Annotated in this window: 18 protein-coding genes and 1 pseudogene; 9 read left to right on the top strand and 10 right to left on the bottom strand. The window is 35.2% G+C overall.

The window, feature by feature from the left end; translation table 11 throughout:
- From PVV60_RS07665 to PVV60_RS07655, 3 genes and pseudogenes are all read left to right on the top strand, one after another.
- A pseudogene (locus PVV60_RS07665) lies at window positions 1-785 on the top strand (DEAD/DEAH box helicase family protein); the annotation flags it as partial.
- Between the two features lie 782 nt (window positions 786-1,567).
- The gene (locus tag PVV60_RS07660; protein ID WP_342752791.1) at window positions 1,568-1,837 is read left to right on the top strand and encodes a type II toxin-antitoxin system RelE/ParE family toxin; all 270 of its coding nucleotides are present in this window, start codon (window positions 1,568-1,570) and stop codon (window positions 1,835-1,837) included.
- A gap of 1 nt (window position 1,838) precedes the next feature.
- Complete coding sequence (locus tag PVV60_RS07655; RefSeq protein ID WP_273724089.1) at window positions 1,839-2,174, top strand: helix-turn-helix domain-containing protein; 336 nt, start codon at window positions 1,839-1,841, stop codon at window positions 2,172-2,174.
- A 423-nt stretch (window positions 2,175-2,597) separates the two neighbouring features.
- Here the strand turns inward: PVV60_RS07655 and PVV60_RS07650 are convergent, their stop codons facing one another.
- The 3 genes from PVV60_RS07650 to PVV60_RS07640 form a co-directional block, all read right to left on the bottom strand.
- On the bottom strand, window positions 2,598-2,909 hold the full coding sequence (locus PVV60_RS07650; RefSeq protein WP_273724088.1) for a hypothetical protein: 312 nt from the start codon (window positions 2,907-2,909) through the stop codon (window positions 2,598-2,600).
- Window positions 2,910-3,226: 317 nt separating this feature from the next.
- Complete coding sequence (gene hutH, locus PVV60_RS07645) at window positions 3,227-4,765, bottom strand: histidine ammonia-lyase (RefSeq protein WP_273724087.1); 1,539 nt, start codon at window positions 4,763-4,765, stop codon at window positions 3,227-3,229.
- A gap of 1,323 nt (window positions 4,766-6,088) precedes the next feature.
- Window positions 6,089-6,865: a class I SAM-dependent methyltransferase gene (locus tag PVV60_RS07640; protein WP_273724086.1), complete on the bottom strand. Its 777-nt coding sequence runs from the start codon at window positions 6,863-6,865 to the stop codon at window positions 6,089-6,091.
- Between the two features lie 425 nt (window positions 6,866-7,290).
- Here PVV60_RS07640 and PVV60_RS07635 point away from each other — a divergent pair, with 425 nt between their 5' ends.
- The 4 genes from PVV60_RS07635 to parE all read left to right on the top strand — a co-directional run bounded on the left by PVV60_RS07635 (window position 7,291) and on the right by parE (window position 11,782).
- Window positions 7,291-7,923: a LemA family protein gene (locus PVV60_RS07635; RefSeq protein ID WP_273724085.1), complete on the top strand. Its 633-nt coding sequence runs from the start codon at window positions 7,291-7,293 to the stop codon at window positions 7,921-7,923.
- Window positions 7,923-8,774 (top strand): YgcG family protein, encoded by an 852-nt coding sequence (locus tag PVV60_RS07630; RefSeq protein ID WP_273724084.1) that lies wholly within the window; start codon window positions 7,923-7,925, stop codon window positions 8,772-8,774. Before PVV60_RS07635 ends, PVV60_RS07630 begins: the two co-directional genes overlap by 1 nt.
- Window positions 8,775-8,896: 122 nt before the next feature.
- Window positions 8,897-9,634: a lipoyl(octanoyl) transferase LipB gene (gene lipB / locus PVV60_RS07625; protein WP_273724083.1), complete on the top strand. Its 738-nt coding sequence runs from the start codon at window positions 8,897-8,899 to the stop codon at window positions 9,632-9,634.
- Window positions 9,635-9,715: 81 nt separating this feature from the next.
- Entirely contained in the window at window positions 9,716-11,782 is a 2,067-nt protein-coding gene (gene parE / locus PVV60_RS07620) for a DNA topoisomerase IV subunit B (protein ID WP_273724082.1), read from the top strand.
- Between the two features lie 17 nt (window positions 11,783-11,799).
- Here the strand turns inward: parE and recJ are convergent, their stop codons facing one another.
- Window positions 11,800-13,584 (bottom strand): single-stranded-DNA-specific exonuclease RecJ, encoded by a 1,785-nt coding sequence (recJ, locus tag PVV60_RS07615; RefSeq protein ID WP_273724081.1) that lies wholly within the window; start codon window positions 13,582-13,584, stop codon window positions 11,800-11,802.
- A 297-nt stretch (window positions 13,585-13,881) separates the two neighbouring features.
- On the opposite strand from recJ, the gene rplM reads away from it, so the two are divergent.
- Both rplM and rpsI read left to right on the top strand, forming a co-directional pair.
- Window positions 13,882-14,346 carry a 50S ribosomal protein L13 gene (gene rplM, locus PVV60_RS07610; RefSeq protein WP_273724080.1) on the top strand — a complete coding sequence of 155 codons (465 nt, stop codon included), beginning with the start codon at window positions 13,882-13,884 and terminating at the stop codon, window positions 14,344-14,346.
- Window positions 14,347-14,348: 2 nt separating this feature from the next.
- The gene (gene rpsI, locus PVV60_RS07605; protein ID WP_273724079.1) at window positions 14,349-14,834 is read left to right on the top strand and encodes a 30S ribosomal protein S9; all 486 of its coding nucleotides are present in this window, start codon (window positions 14,349-14,351) and stop codon (window positions 14,832-14,834) included.
- 302 nt (window positions 14,835-15,136) lie between these two features.
- Here the strand turns inward: rpsI and PVV60_RS07600 are convergent, their stop codons facing one another.
- The 6 genes from PVV60_RS07600 to PVV60_RS07575 all read right to left on the bottom strand — a co-directional run bounded on the left by PVV60_RS07600 (window position 15,137) and on the right by PVV60_RS07575 (window position 19,689).
- The gene (locus PVV60_RS07600; protein ID WP_273724078.1) at window positions 15,137-15,502 is read right to left on the bottom strand and encodes a response regulator; all 366 of its coding nucleotides are present in this window, start codon (window positions 15,500-15,502) and stop codon (window positions 15,137-15,139) included.
- 531 nt (window positions 15,503-16,033) lie between these two features.
- A complete protein-coding gene (locus PVV60_RS07595; RefSeq protein WP_273724077.1) occupies window positions 16,034-16,393 on the bottom strand; it encodes a hypothetical protein in 360 nt (119 codons plus the stop codon).
- A 718-nt stretch (window positions 16,394-17,111) separates the two neighbouring features.
- Window positions 17,112-17,900 carry an ABC-2 family transporter protein gene (locus tag PVV60_RS07590; protein WP_273724076.1) on the bottom strand — a complete coding sequence of 263 codons (789 nt, stop codon included), beginning with the start codon at window positions 17,898-17,900 and terminating at the stop codon, window positions 17,112-17,114.
- The gene (locus tag PVV60_RS07585; protein WP_273724075.1) at window positions 17,884-18,315 is read right to left on the bottom strand and encodes a hypothetical protein; all 432 of its coding nucleotides are present in this window, start codon (window positions 18,313-18,315) and stop codon (window positions 17,884-17,886) included. Before PVV60_RS07585 ends, PVV60_RS07590 begins: the two co-directional genes overlap by 17 nt.
- Before the next feature lie 29 nt (window positions 18,316-18,344).
- The gene (locus PVV60_RS10785) at window positions 18,345-18,707 is read right to left on the bottom strand and encodes an ABC-2 family transporter protein (RefSeq protein ID WP_273724074.1); all 363 of its coding nucleotides are present in this window, start codon (window positions 18,705-18,707) and stop codon (window positions 18,345-18,347) included.
- Entirely contained in the window at window positions 18,682-19,689 is a 1,008-nt protein-coding gene (locus PVV60_RS07575) for an ATP-binding cassette domain-containing protein (RefSeq protein ID WP_273724073.1), read from the bottom strand. Before PVV60_RS07575 ends, PVV60_RS10785 begins: the two co-directional genes overlap by 26 nt.
- Window positions 19,690-20,468: the final 779 nt, after the last annotated feature.

The raw sequence follows: 20,468 nt of genomic DNA, 5'->3' as shown, positions 1-20,468 counted from the left end.
TAAACCTTTTTGATTTAGAGAACAGTCAAATCGATTGGGGGGCATATAAAGAAAAAGGTGAGGCGACCCTTAAAGAGCAACCTAAAAAAAAGCTTTTAGATCATCAAAAAGAAGCACTGAAAGCTGTCTGTGAAGGTTTGCAAGAAACAGACCGTGGCAAGCTGATTATGGCATGTGGTACGGGCAAGACTTTTACAAGCCTTAAGATAGCAGAAACCATAGCAGGAAAAGGCAAGCGTGTGTTGTTTTTGGTGCCTTCCCTTGCTTTGATGTCACAAACAATCCGTGAATGGACCCTTGATACAGAAGTGCCCTTGCGTTCCTTTGCCGTGTGTTCCGATACACAAGTGGGAAAACGCCGTAAGAATAAAAATGATGATGAGGCTGATCTGGATGCCTCTGATCTCGCTCTACCAGCAACAACAGATTCCCAAAAGCTTGGAGAGAAAGCCAATAAGAGTTCTCTTGATGCAATGACAGTGGTCTTTGCTACCTACCATTCGATACAAGTGATTTCGGATGCGCAAAAGAAATATGCTTTACCGGAATTTGATCTGATCATTTGTGATGAAGCACACCGTACCACTGGAGCTGTGTTAGGAACAGACAAGAGTGAATCTGAGTTTATCAAGGTTCACGATAACAGTATTATTCTAGGGAAAAAACGTCTGTACATGACAGCAACCCCTAAGATCTTTACCGACAAGTTGAAGAAGAAGGCTGACGTATCTAATGCCGTTCTAGCGTCCATGGATGATGAAGAGTTCTATGGAAAACAACTCCATCATTTAAAAGCGTTTCAAAATACTAAGCTCAAAATCGAGCTAAGTGAATTCAAATAACGCATTATCTAAAATCAAAACCTATCAAAACACTTGGGAGCTTTATCAATACAATCAAAAGCAAATGCATATTAAGTGAATATCTGTAATAAAACCCGTTTTTTACATTTACGAACGTTAGTTTTCAAAACAATCTTTCATAAGATAAAAGCAGCGGTTTTTAAAAATGTAAGGCTTTAAGATTTGCTCTGTTATTAAATCTATAGCCTAGGTTTACTCAAAAGAGAAAATGCTCTTAAGCAAATGAAAGAATAATAAGCTTATAAAACATTAATTCTAAAACGTTTAACCATTTACTTAGAGAGGTTTTCATAAGTATCTTTTCATTGTGCTCTCAAACGTAACGTCTTTGCAAATGAGTCGCTCTATATTTGGCTAGTAAAATTAACCAGCTCAAATTCGAGCTCGTTTCTTTAGGATAGAACCTTCTTCAAACATTGTCGCTTTTGACTCAAAATTGAGTAAAATCCCATGCCTTTATGATGTTACAACGGTTTTGAACCTTAACTCCATTTTTTAAAGAACTACCCCAATATTTTTTATTCCCATTTTTATTAAGTTAATTTTATTAATAATAGTTATTAAAAAATCACAAAATTAAAATAACCACCTAAAAATATATCCATATGGATATATTAATGATCATGAGTAAAATAAAATATATCATATGGCTTGGTTCTTCACTCAAAAATATAAAAAGTCTTCCTGATCTTATTCAATAAAGGATTGGTTATGCTCTTTATCTTGCTCAGATAGGAGATAAAGGAGAAAATGTTAAGGTTCTCAAGGGGTTTGGATCTGCCAATGTTTTAGAAATTATTGAACGCGATATTCAAGAAACTTATCGCGCTGTTTATACGATACAATATAAAAAATCTCTTTATGTGTTGCATTGTTTTCAGAAAAAATCGACCCGTGGCATTGCAACACCAAAACCAGACATTAATCTGATCAAAGAATGTCTCAAGTTAGCAGAACAATTAGAAGGGAATTAAAATGATCAATGTTTTTCACGGTAGTTCCAATGTTTATGCGGATCTTGGCTTTTCAGATTCTAGAGAGATGCTTATCAAAGCACAACTTGCTCATAAGATTAGTCAAATTCTTAAAGAAAAGAACTTAACACAAAAACAGGTTAGTCAACTTTTGAAAATGACTCAACCCAAATTGTCTAAACTCTTAAGTGGAGAATTTCGAGGAATTAGTGAAATGAAAATGCTTGAGTGTTTGCAAAATTGGAAAACGATATCAAGATTATTGTTAATCCAAAAGAAGTTAAAACGCTTGAAGGACATTTTGAAGTTGTTTTTTCTTCATGATTTGCTTTTATAGTCTATTTATACATAGCAATCTTATATAAAAAATGGTCAAATGAATCATGCATAAAAGTGTGGATTCTTATAAAAAAAATTGCACTCAACATATTGGTTTTATTGTTTTTTATATTATACTGAATACTTACACAACTCTGAAATATAAGCTTAAGTATTGAGGAGATATTTCCTTAAAACAAGTCCGTGAATGCAAAAACAACACTGTTTTTCATGAAGAGCATATGTTTCCATTCATCATATTCAAGAGAAACATGCGTTAAACTTTCTATTAATACCGTATAAACTCTCTACATTTTTTAGCTTGTCACATCATCATAAATTGTATTCAACACCACATGCACTCATTTTTAAAATCAATTGATATAGCTTCATCAATGATAACGTGAATCTCGCCAGTTTTCAAAAGTATGAGAAAGTGTATCTAAAACCCATCTTTTAAGGACTCCAACTGACTTAACGACAAGCTTTCCAATGAAAAAAAATATACGGTAAAAATAGCATCTTTGACCGTTGGTCCGATGATAGCATTCTCCTTATCTCTGGGAGTTTTCCCCGAGATAGCAATAAAATCTTTGTTTTTCGCTGAAATAAAAGGCTTTTTTTCTTGGTCCACTATCATAATGAAAACATCCTCTGAAAAGCTACCTCTCCAAAAATTCGCGTAAGCCTCCACAATTTGCGAAAAACAAACAATAATTGTCATTAAAATACATAATAGACGATTTTTAGACATTTATTTTCCCTTTTCAGGATTTAAAAAGTATAAAAATTATAAACCATCTTTTAAAAAGAGAATTACTCAATAAAAATATTAATTTTAATGAGTAATAATAAATATAATACGCTCATTCATAAATTCATCTAAACTAGATTATATCATAAGATAAGCGCATTAAAGAGATAATCACGCATAAACACAATACATAACAGCCCATAAATGGAAAAATATTTATTAATTATTATAAAGATATATTCATCATCTCTCTAATTTTTGTATAAAGAAACCTCATAATTAGATCTCTCCTTCTCTTTTAAACTCAAAAATAAATATTATTTAGGTTCTAGTGAAGGAAAAATTGTTTCTGGTAAAACAGATAATAAGTGCCCTTCACGCACAAGTATATGTGCTTGATGAAGATCTGGAGCCAGATAACGATCTTCCTTAAGAGAAGCAACCTTTTTGCGTAAACATTCCATAACAGATTGCAAAAAAGTACTTGTTTTTAAAGGTGCACGATATTCAATTCCTTGTGCTGCAACAAGCGTTTCAATGCCAATAAGTGTAAAAAGATTTTCGCTCATTACCAATAACCGACGAGCTCCATGGCAAGCCATTGAAACATGATCTTCTTGATTGGCTGAAGTTGGTGTTGAATCAACGGAAGCAGGATAGGCCATTTGCTTATTTTCAGACATTAAAGCTGCTGCTGTTACTTCAGCAATCATAAAACCTGAATTAAGACCCGCATTATGCGCTAAGAAAGCTGGAAGTCCATAAGAAACTGCTGGATCAACCATAAGAGCAATACGTCGTTGAGAAATAGATCCTATTTCACATAAAGCAAGAGCAATCTGATCAGCAGCAAATGCTACAGGTTCAGCATGAAAATTTCCACCTGATACAACTTCACCATTCCTTAAAATCAATGGATTATCTGTAACAGCATTTGCTTCAATAATCAGTGTTTTTGCTGCTGCTAGCAAAATATCAAAACATGCCCCCATGACCTGTGGCTGACAACGTATACAATAAGGATCTTGTACACGCTCATCACCCCGTAAATGTGCTGCACGAATTTCTGAATCCTCTACAAGCTTTTCTAATGTTTTCGATACAGCAATCTGCCCATAATGTCCTCGTAAAATATGGATATCAGGATGAAATGGTGCTGTTGATCCCATAATGGCATCTGTCGTCAAAGCCCCTGCCAGCAATCCACCACACAATGCCCGATAAGCCCGAAAAAGACCGGCAAGTGCAAGAGCTGTTGATGTTTGAGTCCCATTAATAAGAGCTAGACCTTCCTTTGCCTCTAAAATAATAGGGGACAATCCTGCTTTCTCTAATGCAACCGCTCCACTCATACGAATATTTTGAAAAAAAGCTTCCCCTTCTCCCATCATAACAGCCGCCATGTGAGCAAGTGGAGCTAGATCACCTGAAGCACCAACAGACCCTTTTTCAGGGATGACAGGAATGACGCCCTTTGCAAGCATATTTTCCAGCAAATTTACCAATTCTAGACGAACCCCAGAAGCCCCTCTTCCTAAAGAGATAAGCTTTAAGCTCATTATCAAACGTACGATATTTTCAGCTAAAGGCTCTCCTACCCCACAACAGTGGGACAAAATAAGATTTCTCTGTAAAACAGTAACATCGTCCGTATTAATTTTAATGGAAGCCAACTTCCCAAAACCAGTATTAATACCGTACACAGGCTCACTTCCAGCAGCAATTTCAGCAATGCGCTGTGCCCCTTTTTCTATAGCTAAATGCGTGTCATTATGAAGTTTACTCACTTCACCATTAAAATAAATAGCTTCAAGTTCACTAAGCGTCACCTCGCTCGGTTTTAGTATAATAGTCATAATTTACTTTCTTTTTTAATCAAAGTATAATGTTTAGCATTATTGATCCTTCTATAAAACAAAAAAACTATAACGACTCTTTAAAACAAAAACGCTTTCTTAAAGGCATTCCTTACAATGGAGTCATTATCCAAAAGTAGAATAGTTGACGATAAATGAAAATGAAATATTGACAAGTACAACCAAAGTCATGGATTTAAAAATAGATAAGGCATTAATTTATAATCATAATCTAGAATTATTCATATTAAATGAGAGAGTCGAATATCTTAAGATTCTCTCATTCCAAATCTGTGTATGTTGAAACAATCAAAACCATTCGCTTGCACGTCATAAGCGAGATTGATCTATGGATAAAGCTGTACAAAAAAGGACTATCCCCCTCTTATGCACCGTCTCAAGTGTCAAGAGCTGTCGCAACATTGGGAGATGACAAAGTATGTTATAGTGCAGGCTTATTCTGTTATGAAGCGTAAATACGAGAGGAGCGCTATGGATTTATCATTAAGCTATTCCTACTAAACTTATAAAAATCTTAAATAGATAGCTGTCACAATCTATCATAATTGCAAAAATTAAGCTCTATAGAAAATTAAAAAACTTATTCAACGCATCACAACAGAAAAGAAATTAAGCTTATTTGCCACTTCTAAAATTGTATTTAAAACGCCAGATTGAACATTGAAAAGCACATCTTCAATAAAACCACATAAGACTCGACCTAACCCGTTATTTAAAATAGAAAATAAAAGAAGTTTTCTTATATCAAAAAATTTAATTAACACATTGTTTTTATATTATATCTTTTAAAAAGAGAAATGCTTCATATGACATATTTATATTTTACTTTTTTGTTATATTGAATCTGAATTTAGAGATAATTTCAAAATGAGTTGTTTTTAAAGGTTCTTCCAAGCCATTACCTTTTTTACGATAAATTTCTGATTATGATCATTTTTTGTATTTTTTCAGTTATTTTCGTCAAAATTTATTAAAAACACTCTCATTTAATAATAAAAAAATCATAAAAATAAAGAATTATCAAATATTTCTATTCAATCCACCTCTTCCCATTTTATAAAATAATCTGTTGTTAAACTGCAGTAAAGAAGCGCTTCGATGCTATAATGCAGTGCATAAGTTTTCTATTTAAAACTCTTTCATATTAAGTGAACAATGAAAATCAGATGTAATAAGATGTCAATTTGAATGATGAAGAAGAAAAAACTATCCCCCTCAAAATCTGCTTTAATAATGCGTTAATTTCCTGAATACCGCCTATTCTGATGTGCTAAAAGAGCAAAAGCAATCATCGATATCAAATTATCCTGCATACATATAGAGCTCACTTCGATACAAAAGCTCCAAATTACCTTGTACTTTATATTTCTTTGTCAATGCAACCAATTGGCGTAAATATTCTTCCCCATAGCGGGCAATAGCGCGTTGCGCTTGCGTTGAAGAGCGGCTCATTCCAATAAAAGCTTCAGATGGGATCATCATCGTCCAATTGTGCGTATGAAAAAAAATCTTTTCTGGATCTACCCCAAAGCCATCACTTATTTCCTGTAAAAAATCAAAATTACGATAATACTGAGAATAGTTCGGACTCATTTTCTCTAACAATGTCTCATAAGCCTCTAGAAATTCGCTATGCTTGAAATCGCGATTATTTTGAATAACCGCCATGACACCATTGACCCGAAGTTGATCTGAAACAGAACAAAGCAACTTAGGACGATCCATCCACTGAAACGCTTGTGCTGCAATGACAAGATCAACCTCGCCGATTTGAGGCAATAGGTCTTCGGCACGGACCTGATACCACTGCACCGTAGGAAATTTTTTTCGCCCCTGCTTAATCATATCTGCCGATACATCGATAGCATGATATTGGTGCTCATTTCCTAAAAATTTAACAATTCCCTCTAATGCGATACCTGTCCCAGCCCCCACATCCACAATAGACAAATGCTTTTTGTTCTTAAAAGGATGGAGCATAGTTTTAAATAAAGTGAGGGGATAGCGAGGACGATAACGATCATAATCATTAGCCAATCCATCAAACTTTTTACTTTGCCGTTGAACACTTTCTATCACAGGATTTTCCCCTCCTTCACAATTACTACCGTATATAATTAAAAAGCCCTTTTTTGTCCAATATATTAAGCATAACTTCTAAAGGAGGGAAAATAAGAACTTGCCCTTACCTTCTATCTTTCCATAAGATTGATGCTTACATTTTTCCCATTTTCAATTGTTATCTACACGTTGTGAAACACAAAAAATACTCCGAAAATAATATATTTTTCTGTAATAATAATTGATATGAATATTATTGATCTTTTATAAGATGACATCTATATTACCGTTATTATTTTAATATCAACAAGTCACTTAAGCGTGCCTAAAACGCAGAGAGATGTCGATTTATTGATAAATATGCCTTTTTATAAAATTCAAAATACTTTCCAGCAAGAAGATAAACCCTATATAATACATAAAATATCTGTGGAGACATCTTTATGTTAAATGTACAAACTTCTTCAATTTCAATGTTTAAAATATTAAAACAATTTTCAATCGTGATTTTTTTGGCATGGTTAGTGCCATTTTTAAGTGGGTGCGGATTTAATACAATACCAACAAATGAAGAAAAAGCACATGCAGCATGGAGTGAAGTGCTCAATCAATATCAACGTCGTACAGATCTCATTCCCAATCTTGTAGAAACAGTTAAAGCTTACGCTGCCCATGAACAAAGCGTTTTCACAAATGTAATTGAGGCACGTGCCAAAGCAACGCAAGTCAACATTAATGCAGATATGTTGAATAATCCGGAAGTTATGCAGCAATATCTCAAAAATCAAGCCAATTTATCAAGTGCACTTTCGCGGCTTATGGCTGTTGTCGAAAACTATCCGGATCTTAAAGCAAACCAGAACTTTCTTGCTCTTCAATCACAATTAGAAGGAACAGAAAACCGTATTTCCGTTGCGCGCCGCGATTATATTGAAACAGTACGTGCCTACAATACTGCACTCAAAACAATGCCGACGATGATTTGGGCAAAATTATGGTTTCGTGATGCAAAACCTATGCCTACTTTTACCATCGATACTGATAGCCAACAAACACCAAAGGTTAATTTTAATTAATGAAAATATGTCAACACTCTATAAAACGTCGTACTTTTCTACGTTTATGGGTCCCTTTGAGTATTCTATATTTGATCATTGCATTGGGGAATGTCACTTACGCACACACTAAATTTCCTCCCTTAACCGGCTATATCAATGATATGGCTCATTTACTTGATCATGCAACACAAAGAAATTTAACGGAAAAGCTCGCTACACTCGAAGAGAAAACAGGAGATCAAATTGTTCTTGTGACGCTCCCTACTCTTTCGAGCAATGATATAGAAACATACAGCAATTCTCTTTTTCGTACATGGAGATTAGGTCAAAAACAAATCAATAACGGCATATTAATCGTCATTGCACCCAATGAACGCAAAGCACGTATTGAGGTAGGCTACGGTCTGGAAGGAGAACTAACAGATGCCATTTCCTCTGTCATTATTAATAGCTTCATGATTCCTAATTTTCGTGAAGGAAATTATCAAAAAGGAATTGTCGAATCCGTTCATGCAATTATCAAAGTGATCACACAAAGTGATGCTGATTTTTCTTTTCGAATCAATCAAAAAGCTAAAGCTGTTGAAGAACAACGTAAACAAGCTGAAAAAGAAGAAATGATTATAAATACAATCACGTTTCTCATTCTCTTTATAGTTATTGGTTTGCCTATTCTTGCAATGATTTTTGGTAAAAAAGTGGGTCCACAAAAGTATCTCTGGCTGGGTATCATCTTCACACCTTGGTTTTTAAACTTAAGTGCCGGTGGCAGATATCCTGGTGGAAGGTTCGGTGGTCCTCGAGGTGGAGGAGGATTTAGAGGTGGTGGTGGATCATCAGGTGGTGGCGGAGCAACAGGAAGATGGTAAAACGAGCATAACGATTTTTTTAATAAAATTCATTGCACTTCTGATAAACTATCTCTTAGTCTTATTCTTTTTTTATTTTTCTGATTACAATACAAACTCAAACATCAAGATAAATATTACCAATGACATTTGAATTGAAACATACGGATCGTAATCACTTATCACATCATTTTAATGCAATTTTAGGAAATCCACCCGTTGAATGGAAGATAAGTGATCATCTCGTTGAGTATCCTGAAGCTCTACGTTATATGCAAGAACGTGTAGAAAAAATTCTTGCAAAAACCGCGCATGAACAAGTTTGGCTTCTTGAACACCCTTCCCTTTATACAGCGGGGACGAGTGCAAATAAAAAAGATCTTTTAGCGCCTAATTTATTCCCTGTTTATGAAGCAGGACGTGGAGGAGAATTCACATATCACGGTCCAGGGCAGCGTATTGCTTATATTATGCTTGATCTTAAACGCCGAAAACAAGACATTCGTGCTTTTATTAGTGCATTAGAAGAATGGATCATACAGATGCTTGCAAACTTTAATATTAAAGGCGAACGCAGAGAGGATCGCGTTGGTGTCTGGGTTAAACGGTCTCATTGCCCATCAACACAAAATGATCTTTCTTCCGAAGATAAAATTGCAGCTATTGGCATTCGAGTACGCAAATGGATAAGTTTTCATGGCGTTTCTATCAATGTTAATCCTAATTTAGCCCATTATTCAGGAATTGTTCCTTGTGGAATTACAAACCACGGTGTAACAAGCTTTCTGAATCTTGGTTGTCCTGTAACAATGCATGATATTGATATTGCTCTCAAACACGCTTTTGAACAAATTTTCGGTCCAACAATTGATGTTTCCTAAGTGCATTGATTTTTAAATAAAAAACAGGCATAAAATTATTTCAATAAATATTTTATTTTATGAGGTAGATAGTTAAACGCTATGAGCGATAACAAAAAGGATCTTTTTAGTATTTTAAATAAAGCCCAATCTCGGGTAAATACAAAAGAAAACACTCTGCAGTCTCCAATGAAATCAAAAGCGATGATTTCAAAAAAAGGCGCAAAAGATACACAAGAAGATGGCTATAATGCCCTCTCTATTCGAGTGCTTGAGGGTTTAGAGCCCGTACGTTTACGCCCTGGAATGTACATTGGTGGAACAGACAGTAAAGCGCTTCACCATTTATTTGCCGAAATTATTGATAACGCAATGGATGAAGCTGTTGCGGGTTATGCAGATTCCATTGAGGTTTCATTAGATAGGAACGGTTATATAACCGTTACAGACAATGGACGCGGTATACCTGTCGAAAATCATCCTCAAATGCCTGAGAAATCTACTCTTGAAGTTATTATGACACAACTCCACTCAGGGGGAAAATTTGATGGAAAGGCTTATCAAACTGCAGGTGGACTTCATGGAGTAGGAATTTCTGTCGTCAATGCTCTTTCTGATGATATGGAAGTTGAAGTTGCACGAGAACGAAAACTTTACCGACAATGTTTCTCACGCGGTATTCCTCAATCTGGATTGGAAGATCTGGGAGATGTTTATAATCGTCGTGGTACGCGCGTTCGTTTTCATCCTGATCGTGAAATTTTTGGTGAAAAAGCAGCTTTTGATCCAGAAAAAATCTATAAGATGACATGCTCCAAAGCCTATCTTTTTGGTGGTGTAAAAATTCGCTGGACTTGTGATCCTGTCATACTTGAAGGCACAAAAAATATTCCTGAAAAAGCTGTTTTTCATTTCCCCAATGGGCTTAAAGACTATTTACTCTCGTCACTAAAAGATGAATATCGAGTAACGTCAGAAATTTTTTCTGGCAAAACACAACAAAATAATGGCCATGGCTCCGTTGAATGGGCTATCGCTTGGCATGGTGGTGATTCTTGTGTGCAATCTTACTGCAATACGATTCCTACAGGAGAAGGCGGAACACACGAAATAGGATTACGTCAAGCTCTTTTGCGTGGATTAAAATCCTACGCTGAGTTAATAGGAAACAAGCGCGCAGCAATTATTACGTCTGACGATATTATGATTTCAACAGCCGCAATACTTTCAGTCTTTATTAGTAACCCTGAATTTGTTGGACAAACAAAAGATCGATTAGCAACCATTGAAGCACAGCGTATCGTTGAGAATGCAATCCGTGATCCTTTTGATCATTGGTTAGCAAATTCCCCGCAAGAAGCAACAAAACTTCTCGATTGGGTTATTGAACGTGCTGAAGAACGTGTTAAACGGCGCCACGATAGAGAAATAAGTCGAAAAACTGCTGTCCGTAAATTACGTCTGCCCGGTAAACTTGCAGATTGTAGCCAGAACCATGCTGTAGGTGCTGAACTCTTCATTGTTGAAGGGGATTCTGCAGGAGGATCTGCTAAACAAGCAAGAAATAGAGCAAACCAAGCAATTTTACCTCTTCGTGGTAAAATCTTAAATGTCGCCAGTGCTGCACATGAAAAAATGAACTCTAGCCAAACAATTAGCGATCTTATCCTTGCTCTTGGATGTGGAACACGCTCCAAATATCGTGAAAAAGATCTCAGATATGAACGTATTATCATCATGACAGATGCTGATGTTGATGGTGCTCATATTGCGTCACTGCTCATTACCTTCTTCTTTCAAGAAATGCCTGACCTTATTCATCAGGGACATTTATATCTTGCCGTCCCTCCCCTTTATAGAATATCGCAAGGAGGAAAAGTTGCTTATGCTCGTGACGACATTCACAAGGATGAATTGCTCAAAACTGAATTTACTGGAAAAGCTAAAATCGAAATCGGGCGTTTTAAAGGGCTGGGTGAAATGCGCGCAGAACAACTTAAAGAAACGACTATGCATCCTCAAAAACGTACATTGCTTCGTGTTTCTATTGATGCCGTGGAAATGCAAGAAACGAAAAAGACTGTAGAAAGTCTCATGGGAACAAAACCAGAAGCACGATTTCGTTTCATACAAGAAAATTCTACTTTTGCTTCTAATCTAGACATCTAATGTAAAAAATATCCCTTTCAAACCACTGCGGCTGCGTCAATCACACGCAGTTGCGGATTGATCGTTCCATTCCAATAGTTCAAACTAAGGTGACCAGCTAAATGAATCATTTCACCAATATTTTCAAAAAGAAAATCACCAAGCGATGTCCCTACAGCACGAAAAGCTATTCCTTGTAGTTTTTTTCCTTCAATATTAGATACAATGAGGCGAAGATGTCCTTTACCAACTTCAGATAGATTCACCAATCGATGAGAAGGAAGAACAAAAACAGGCGTTGCATTCCCTGTCCCAAATGGACCAGCTTTTTCAAGCAACTCAAACAGCGTTTCATTAACACCAGAAGCAGAAAGAGAACCATCTATACTAAGAGATTTTTTTGCACGCAACTCAGAAACCATTCCAAAGACTTTTTCTTCTAGCCATTTCCGAAAGATTTCAATTTTTGTTGATTGAATTGTAATTCCTGCTGCCATACTATGTCCCCCTCCTTTTTCTAATAAATTTAATGTAACAGCTTCACGAACGAGTGCTCCTAAATCTATACCATTAATTGAGCGTCCCGACCCTACGCCATTTCCATCTTCTTTCAAAGCAATAGCAAAAACAGGACAAAAAAAACGCTCTTTGAGACGGGAAGCAAGAATACCAATAATTCCCGGATGCCATTCTTTATGAGAAATTACAAGTGACAATGGTATTTCTTGGTCTTGATAAAGAGAAGCAATGTAAGATTCCGCTTGTGCTAATTGAATGTTCTCCATTTCTTGGCGTTCGTAATTAAGCCGATCTAATTGCTCTGCTATTCTGTCCGCCTCATCTTTATTCTCGCAGCTAAGCAAACGTGCCCCCAAAGCTTGATCACCAATGCGCCCTCCTGCATTAATTCTAGGACCTAACAAAAAACCTAAATGAAAACTATTAAGCGGCTCCCCTATTCGTGCAACCTTTGTTAAAGCTGTCATTCCTAGATTATGCATAGAACGAGCAACTTGAAGCCCTTTTATCACAAAAGCACGATTAACCCCCTGTAACGGAACGACATCACATATGGTGGCCAATGCAACAAGATCAAGCATACTTAAAAGATCAGGCAGCTTCCCTTGAAATTGTTTTTTCCGCAGCAAATGATGAACCCAAGCTAACGTAACGAAAACAACGCCCGCTGCACATAAATGCCCCTGTTTAGAAAAATCATCAGGGCGATTAGGATTGACAAGAGCAACGGCTTCTTGATGAATCTCTGACATTTGATGATGATCTAAAATCACAACATCAGCACCAGCAAGCCTCGCTGCTTTTACTGCATCTGGACTGTTTGCGCCACAATCAACAGTGATAATTAACCGAGCGCCTTCTTGCACAAGCATTCTCATCGCTTGTTCATTCGGACCATAGCCTTCAACAATACGATCAGGAATATAAATTTTGACTTCAATACCAAAATAACGAAAAAAACGCGCTATGAGTGCCGAAGAACAAGCACCATCAACATCATAATCACCAAAAACAGCAACCTGCTCTTGATTGAGAAGAGCCTTAACAATACGCTCTGCAGCACATTGCATATCTTTAAAACTTTCTGGATCAGGCATAAGCGTACGCAATGTTGGATTAATAAAAGCAACAGCCTCCGATTCATCCACATCTCTTGCTGAAAGTACTCGAGCTAACTGATCTGGAAAACCAAATTTTTGAGAAATAGCGCGCGCATTATTTATTCCTTGAACATCAAGGGCATCTAACCAAGCTTGACCACAAGCAGAAGATTCAACATTGAGAAAATAACGAGACCACCGCATTATTGCTTATCTTATAATGAAGAACGATAAAATACAATCATGCGTTCAAGATAAAATACTCTTTTTCAACATTCATTTTAAGTTTAAATGGCTCACAAACTTCTTTTAATAAGGTATTATAATACCTTTCTCATAACATATTGTTTTATAAAGTTTTTATTTTCTCTTGACGTCAATCAAAAGACATTATATCAGAGCAAGGTGTATGCGTTAAATATTTCGCTATGGTAACAATTTTCAACGCAAAACAGTAAAAATTCCCTTAATATTAAAAGGGCTCTAATAAAGGATACTTCTATGGCAACTTTTTCACAAAAGCCAACTGAAGTGGTGAAAAAATGGGTTATTATTGACGCAGAAAACCTTGTTTTAGGTCGTCTTGCCACATTTGTTGCTAACCGCTTACGTGGCAAACATAAAGCTACATTTACTCCACATGTTGATGATGGTGACAACGTTATTGTCATTAATGCAGATAAAATAGCTCTCACTGGCAAAAAATATACGGATAAAAAATATTATTGGCATACCGGCTATATTGGTGGAATCAAACAACGTACAGCACGTCAACTTCTTGAGGGACGTTTTCCCGAGCGCGTTATTGAAAAAGCGGTAGAGCGCATGATTCCTCGTGGTCCCCTTGGTCGCCGTCAATTGAAGAATCTACGTGTTTACGCTGGAAGCCAACATCCACATGAAGCACAACAGCCTGAATCTCTTGACATTTGTGCTTTAAACCGCAAAAATAAAAGGATTGCTTGATTATGGCTGAAATTAATTCTCTTTCTGAGCTTAGCATAGTAACAAGTATTACAGAAACACATGAAAATGTTGCTCCTGTCCACGTGCAAAAGCTTGATTCACAAGGACGTGCTTATGCAACAGGAAAGCGTAAAGACGCTGTTGCACGCGTATGGATTAAACCAGGTTCTGGAAAAATCACGATCAACAATAAGGAATTTGACAAATATTTTGCTCGTCCTGTTCTTAGAATGATTCTTCGTCAACCGATTGTTGCAACAAACAGGGATACTCAATTTGATATTATTGCAACCGTTGCAGGTGGTGGTCTTTCCGGACAAGCCGGTGCAGTGCGCCATGGCATTTCCAAAGCTCTAACCTATTACGAACCAGAACTTCGCTCAATCTTGAAAAAAGGTGGTTTTCTTACCCGTGATAGCCGTGTTGTTGAACGTAAAAAATACGGTAAAGCAAAAGCACGTCGTTCTTTCCAATTCTCAAAGCGTTAATTTCAATTTTTGTAAAATACATAAAGCCTCGGACAAAACGGGGCTTTTTTTACTGCTAAAACAGATTTTTAGTAGAGAAAAATCTACACCTATTAGAAAAAATAAGAATGCAAAAGAACCCCGTCTCCTTAGACAAGAGCTAAAAAATAGATCAAAAAATTCAAAACCTCAGTCTCAATTTTTAAAAACTTGTATTTTTCTAATAGACGTATCCACGTGCTAAAGCACAAAAATATTTGCACGATAACTTTAGTAATCTTATAAGCTTTTCAATGTCTTTTTCTATCATTACTTAACAAGCTTCAGTCTAAGAAATGCTTTACCATTGTGATAAAATGCGGGACAGAAATAGGTTTTGACATATATTCTTCACATCCACTTGCACGAATTCGCTCCTCATCGCCCTTCATAGCAAAAGCTGTTACAGCAACAACGGGGATTGATCGAAGTTCTTCATCTTCTTTTAATTGTTTAATAACATCTATTCCAGAGACCTCCGGCAACTGGATATCCACAAGGATAAGAGATGGCATTGATGAACGCGCCAAATCTAATGCCATAAGACCATTACGCGTTTCAACGGTTTCATAACCACTCGCTTCTACAAGATCACGGAATAACTTCATATTAAGCTCATTATCTTCCACGATCATGACTTTTTTTGACATTTGTATAACTCCACCCTTCTCAGATAAAATAGAGAAATAGAAATGAATCCACATTCTCTTTGCTTAAGATAAAATGATAAAATGAATTGTAAACCACAAAGAGACTAAAAGCTTCCAATAAAAGCTTTTACGCAAACATTTGTAGTACTCATCACTATGCTTTTTCATTTCATTAAGAATGAAACCCACAAATAGTCGTAAGATTGTCATCTTCTGTATTTTTTGAGTTGATATACAAAGTTTATGGATATCTCAATTAACGCATTCGCGTTTTCATCATAAAAAAATATCAACCACAAACTTAGCTCAAATGCATATTTTTAAGAGGAAAAAATTTAAGTAGCCTTTAAAATAGCTGATTAGTTAAATTTAATGTGCCATATATTGCCTTCCCCCACACAATATATTAAGGATAAACTTATCAATATCATTCAAAGTAAAATATAAATGAACCGTGATTAAATATCACGGTTCATTTATATGAAATATTCAACAACAAAATAATTCAAAGTTCATCAAGTACAATATCTTTTAATTCAAAGCCCATGCACTATGAGCAAGAGCATCGAATGTTTCTCCACCTGTCGCTCTGCTAGGACTCGGTGGCTTTCTAGTAAAGAAATATACAAGATATGCGATTAAACCAAAAATCGCTGCCTCCATCCCCATTAACCCCGCGACCTTGTGGACATTTTTCTCAGCCCCTTGTTCTCCAAATTGGCTAATAATCATATCAACAGCTTTAATAACTCTATTTTCTTGTGTCATTACAGAAATGAAACCGGCATTTTGAAATCTGCCATTTAAAGAATCAGCATTGACTCCTAAAATCTGTGAAAAGAAAATAGCTACTGCAACCACACATACTATACAATGCTTAAATATTTTCATCATAACCACCTATTACAATGTTTAATAAAATAAATTTTCTTTACCGCCCCCTCTAAATAGAAAACATTACATCATCTATCGATAAAGTATATTTATCTTCTAATCATAAAAAATATAATACAAAATATAATTAATAATTTTATTTTAATTATTGTTTTTATATTATATTACATTTACAATATATCCGTTACATATTTATTTTAAGCTTGTCAATTGTTTTATTTTTGTTTTTATACTACATAATTTAAAGGTGAAAATATATTAAAATAAAGTTATTTCATTGTTTTTATTATAATTTTAAGCTTTATTATCATGAATGATATTAGATGGTATAGTACAAAAAAATATTATATTGTTGCTTTTTAGTTACACATAATGTTTTTTATTTTTTGTATAATATAGCAATATAACTATTTTTAAAATTTACAGAAAACAAAAATATATTATTGAGCCATTCTGATAAAATTATTTTGCATTATTATAGATTGAGAAGAAATAGCTGCCCCAGCAAAAAAATTAGCGTAAGCACCAACTTAGCTCTTTGATTGAAAAAGCTAAATTAAGTAAGCTAAGGAATAATTTTGGTGAACCACCAAATCTAATGCCATAACGACATTACACATTTCAACGATTGCACAGCCATTCGTTTCTACAAAAACGCGGAATAATTTTAATAAAGTTCATTATCTTCCACGATTATAACTTTCTGACTTTTATATTATCCCCCTAATCCATTAAATTTACGAATTGTTTTCTTATAACTTATGAAAGTCATGGCAATAAAAAGAAAAGCGCTCAACAGAAGATATCCAATATTCCATTCATTTTTACCAAATAACAGTGAAACAGGCAAAGAAGCAGAAAAAGCCATGGGAAGCATAAACATAAGCCATTTTACGATGCTTAAAGGATAAATGCCTATTGGTACAAATGACAGCTCATAAATCATTTCATGAAAATATTCGACAGGCATCTTACGGCTAATAATAAATGTTACAAAATTAAACATCATGAAAAAATAAATATTGACGATAAAAACACAAAATATTGCAACAATAAAAGAGATCCATCCTAGCTTAAGATCGGATATATTCGGTAATGATACAAATAAATAGACACTAACATAAATAACAAAGAGCTTGATCAGATTAAGTGGTTTACACCAACCAAACAACATCAAAAACCAGATTGAAACAGGCTTTATAAAGTATGGCTCAATTTTACCATCCGCTACTTTTTCAAAAAATATTTCAATAGAATTAGTAAAAATATTCAAAAATATTCCAAGTAAAACAAAGACAACAAAGATAAAATGAATTTCATCTCTGCTATAGTTACCGATCTTTCCTGAAAAAGAAGATATTCTATCAATAAATATGAATTGAATAAAATAATAGCATAGAGAAAGAATAAACTCCCCAGCCAAATTCTTACCGTAAACAATCTGTCGGAGGATATTCAGGCTGATAAAATGAAGAATTATTTTCATCTCAACCACCCGCTCCATTATATGCTTTCATTCCTTTATTCCAAGCAATATAAATTAAGAATAAAAGACACAAAATATAAGTAAAACTTCCGAAAATAAACTGCTGAAACAACGCTAAATTTTGCGACGCAAAAAACTCGGCAGGAGCTGATATCATGAAACGATAAGGATTAAATTGCATGAGCCCAATAAGCCACACCGGCCAAAAAGATGGTGGTAAAAGAACACCTCCAAGAAGCGCTGAACTGAGAATACTGAAAGAGAGTAATATATTGTACTCAATCACCCAAAAGCTTAATAAGGCAATTCCAAAAGAGAGTAAAAAACAAAGCAATTGTGATAGAATAACAATGAGAAAAAAGAATAGAAAAGCGATGACCAATCCCAGAATATTTTCATAGGATGAGACAAGTTTAACAACAAAAAGAGCCATTAACGGAACGCTATATAATACACTCTCCCCTAAAAAGTAAAAAGCATTTGTGTCATATAACTGAAGGGCTTTGTAAGATATACTTCTAATTGACCTTCTTTAACATGATGAGAGAAAAACTTAATCACATTATAACCATTATTTAAGCGTCCCAGGACTAAAGCAAAAGCATAATAATACATCATATCATGAAAGCTAAAGCCATTTATGGTGTTGCCCATATCAGAGAAAAGTGCATTCCATAATAGAAGTTGAATAACAAATGGCGAAAGTGTTCCAATAATAATGTCGGTAAAAAACATTGCTCTATCACTTAGAACAGTGAGTAATCCATTCTTGGCAAAAAGAAACATGCCAAAGCAGTGGTTAGGTAAATTCTTTAAATTTAACACGGAGCATCTCTTCAAGCGAGGGAGTGGATACAGAGAACGTACAGTTCAGTTCGGTTGTAATTTCGCGTACAAAACGCGCAAAATCCTCACGAGGCAGCGAACATTCTTTAGCGTTAAAGTGCTTATCCTTTAAAGGAGTAGATAATTGCAACGCAATCTCATCAATTTTTTCTACAACAGTTGAAGGTGCAGCCAAGTGTTCACAAAAAAGTGTCATTCTCACCAAAGAAGGAATGACATTTTTAAGCGCCTGAAGATTGCCATGAAACTGTTTCTTTCCCTTATGCAAGAGAATAATATCATCGACGTATCCATCAATATCTCCCATATCATGACTCGTGATGACATACCCAGTGCCGCGCTCCTTTTTCAGTTTTTTAAGAAGCTCCCTGATTTCAAGCTTAGATGTAATATCAAGACCAATACTTGGCTCATCGAGAAACAACAGTTTAGGTCTAAAGGAGAGATTAAATGCCAATTCACTTTTCACTCTCTCACCCAGACTGAGCATACGCACTGGCTTATCCATAATATGCTCAAGACCCAGCAACTCTGTGATCTCTTTAAGATCACGAATAAAAGAAGCGCGTTCAAGACCATATAATGGTTGAACTATATCCAGACTGTAGCGTAAGGGTAAATCCCACCACAAACAATTCTTGTGACCAAAGACCACACCCAAAGACTTGAATAGATCTTTCTTTGCTTTATAAGGATCAACACCAAGGACTTTAATACATCCCTCATCAGTATGTTGTATACCAGAAAGTATTTTAATCAGTGTCGATTTACCCGCTCCGTTAGGACCAAGAATTGCTAATGATTGTCCTGAACAGAGGGTGAAACTCATATCTTCTAACACATGATGATTTGTATAAACCGGCTTGAATAGAGAAACCACCTTGTTTTTAAAACCAATTCCTCTGTCAATGTTGCGATATATTTTTGAGACGTTATTAACGTCAATCAATAATGATCCCATCCGTCACTCCTAACTTCAACTTATCCCCCCTTTGAATGTTCCCATAATAACTATCTGTTTTTTCACTCGAAAAAACAAAAATGTTCAAGCCCTCCTTAGAGCAATAAAACGCACCTGATGTTTTATCTCCAATTTTTTGTATAGATATTTTTCAATGTGATGAGTTCACTTCAATGAAGAATTAAGATACTAAAAACTTATTTCTTCTTTTATGAAAGATAATCTTTTGAATAAACTAAGTAAGTAGAAAAATAATTGCTCATTGAAAGGAGAACTTTGCTCATAAACCTTCATTGTATACGCAAAGATACAAAGTATAAATCTATATATAAGCCTATCAAATCACTTTGATAACAGAACAAAATTCCTTGACAACAGGAATTTTTGAGAGGCTACTTTTCCTCAGCATTACTATAAAATGCCCCCCTCTCCCCCATGAAAAAATTAAAATCGCCTTCACTATTTTAGTAAATATCCTTCAGATTTTATCTAACTCATCTCCCTCAACAGACACGCCTCCCCAATATATGGACCTCTGTAGATAATTCAAAGAAGCAGTTTCATCAGCTTAGATTATTAAACGATGCACCGTATCCAAAAATAACAATACAATCAATATGGATAAAGAGCTGTAGAAAAAAAACTTACAATATTCGAAAATTTCATCACTCAAAAACACCATTTTCTCATAGCGATTGACTTATCAAAAAATTTCTTTACTCTGTAACAAGATATTGATTTATAATGATAATATAGCGTTATTCATATTGAGTTAGAGA

Origin of the sequence: Bartonella sp. AU18XJBT, from assembly GCF_028618595.1 — a bacterium.
In the GTDB taxonomy this organism is placed as follows: domain Bacteria; phylum Pseudomonadota; class Alphaproteobacteria; order Rhizobiales; family Rhizobiaceae; genus Bartonella.
The sequence above is the reverse complement of the archived record's forward strand: the minus strand, read 5'-3'. Positions and strand labels throughout refer to the sequence as shown.

Coding starts and splice junctions, on each gene's coding strand:
- PVV60_RS07635 (WP_273724085.1), top strand. CDS start 7,291: ATGTTAAATGTACAAACTTCTTCAATTTCAATGTTTAAAATATTAAAA.
- hutH (WP_273724087.1), bottom strand. CDS start 4,765: ATGACTATTATACTAAAACCGAGCGAGGTGACGCTTAGTGAACTTGAA.
- lipB (WP_273724083.1), top strand. CDS start 8,897: ATGACATTTGAATTGAAACATACGGATCGTAATCACTTATCACATCAT.
- PVV60_RS07590 (WP_273724076.1), bottom strand. CDS start 17,900: ATGGAGCGGGTGGTTGAGATGAAAATAATTCTTCATTTTATCAGCCTG.
- PVV60_RS07595 (WP_273724077.1), bottom strand. CDS start 16,393: ATGAAAATATTTAAGCATTGTATAGTATGTGTGGTTGCAGTAGCTATT.
- PVV60_RS07575 (WP_273724073.1), bottom strand. CDS start 19,689: ATGGGATCATTATTGATTGACGTTAATAACGTCTCAAAAATATATCGC.
- PVV60_RS07600 (WP_273724078.1), bottom strand. CDS start 15,502: ATGTCAAAAAAAGTCATGATCGTGGAAGATAATGAGCTTAATATGAAG.
- PVV60_RS07650 (WP_273724088.1), bottom strand. CDS start 2,909: ATGTCTAAAAATCGTCTATTATGTATTTTAATGACAATTATTGTTTGT.
- PVV60_RS07585 (WP_273724075.1), bottom strand. CDS start 18,315: ATGGCTCTTTTTGTTGTTAAACTTGTCTCATCCTATGAAAATATTCTG.
- recJ (WP_273724081.1), bottom strand. CDS start 13,584: ATGCGGTGGTCTCGTTATTTTCTCAATGTTGAATCTTCTGCTTGTGGT.
- rplM (WP_273724080.1), top strand. CDS start 13,882: ATGGCAACTTTTTCACAAAAGCCAACTGAAGTGGTGAAAAAATGGGTT.
- PVV60_RS07630 (WP_273724084.1), top strand. CDS start 7,923: ATGAAAATATGTCAACACTCTATAAAACGTCGTACTTTTCTACGTTTA.
- rpsI (WP_273724079.1), top strand. CDS start 14,349: ATGGCTGAAATTAATTCTCTTTCTGAGCTTAGCATAGTAACAAGTATT.
- PVV60_RS07655 (WP_273724089.1), top strand. CDS start 1,839: ATGATCAATGTTTTTCACGGTAGTTCCAATGTTTATGCGGATCTTGGC.
- parE (WP_273724082.1), top strand. CDS start 9,716: ATGAGCGATAACAAAAAGGATCTTTTTAGTATTTTAAATAAAGCCCAA.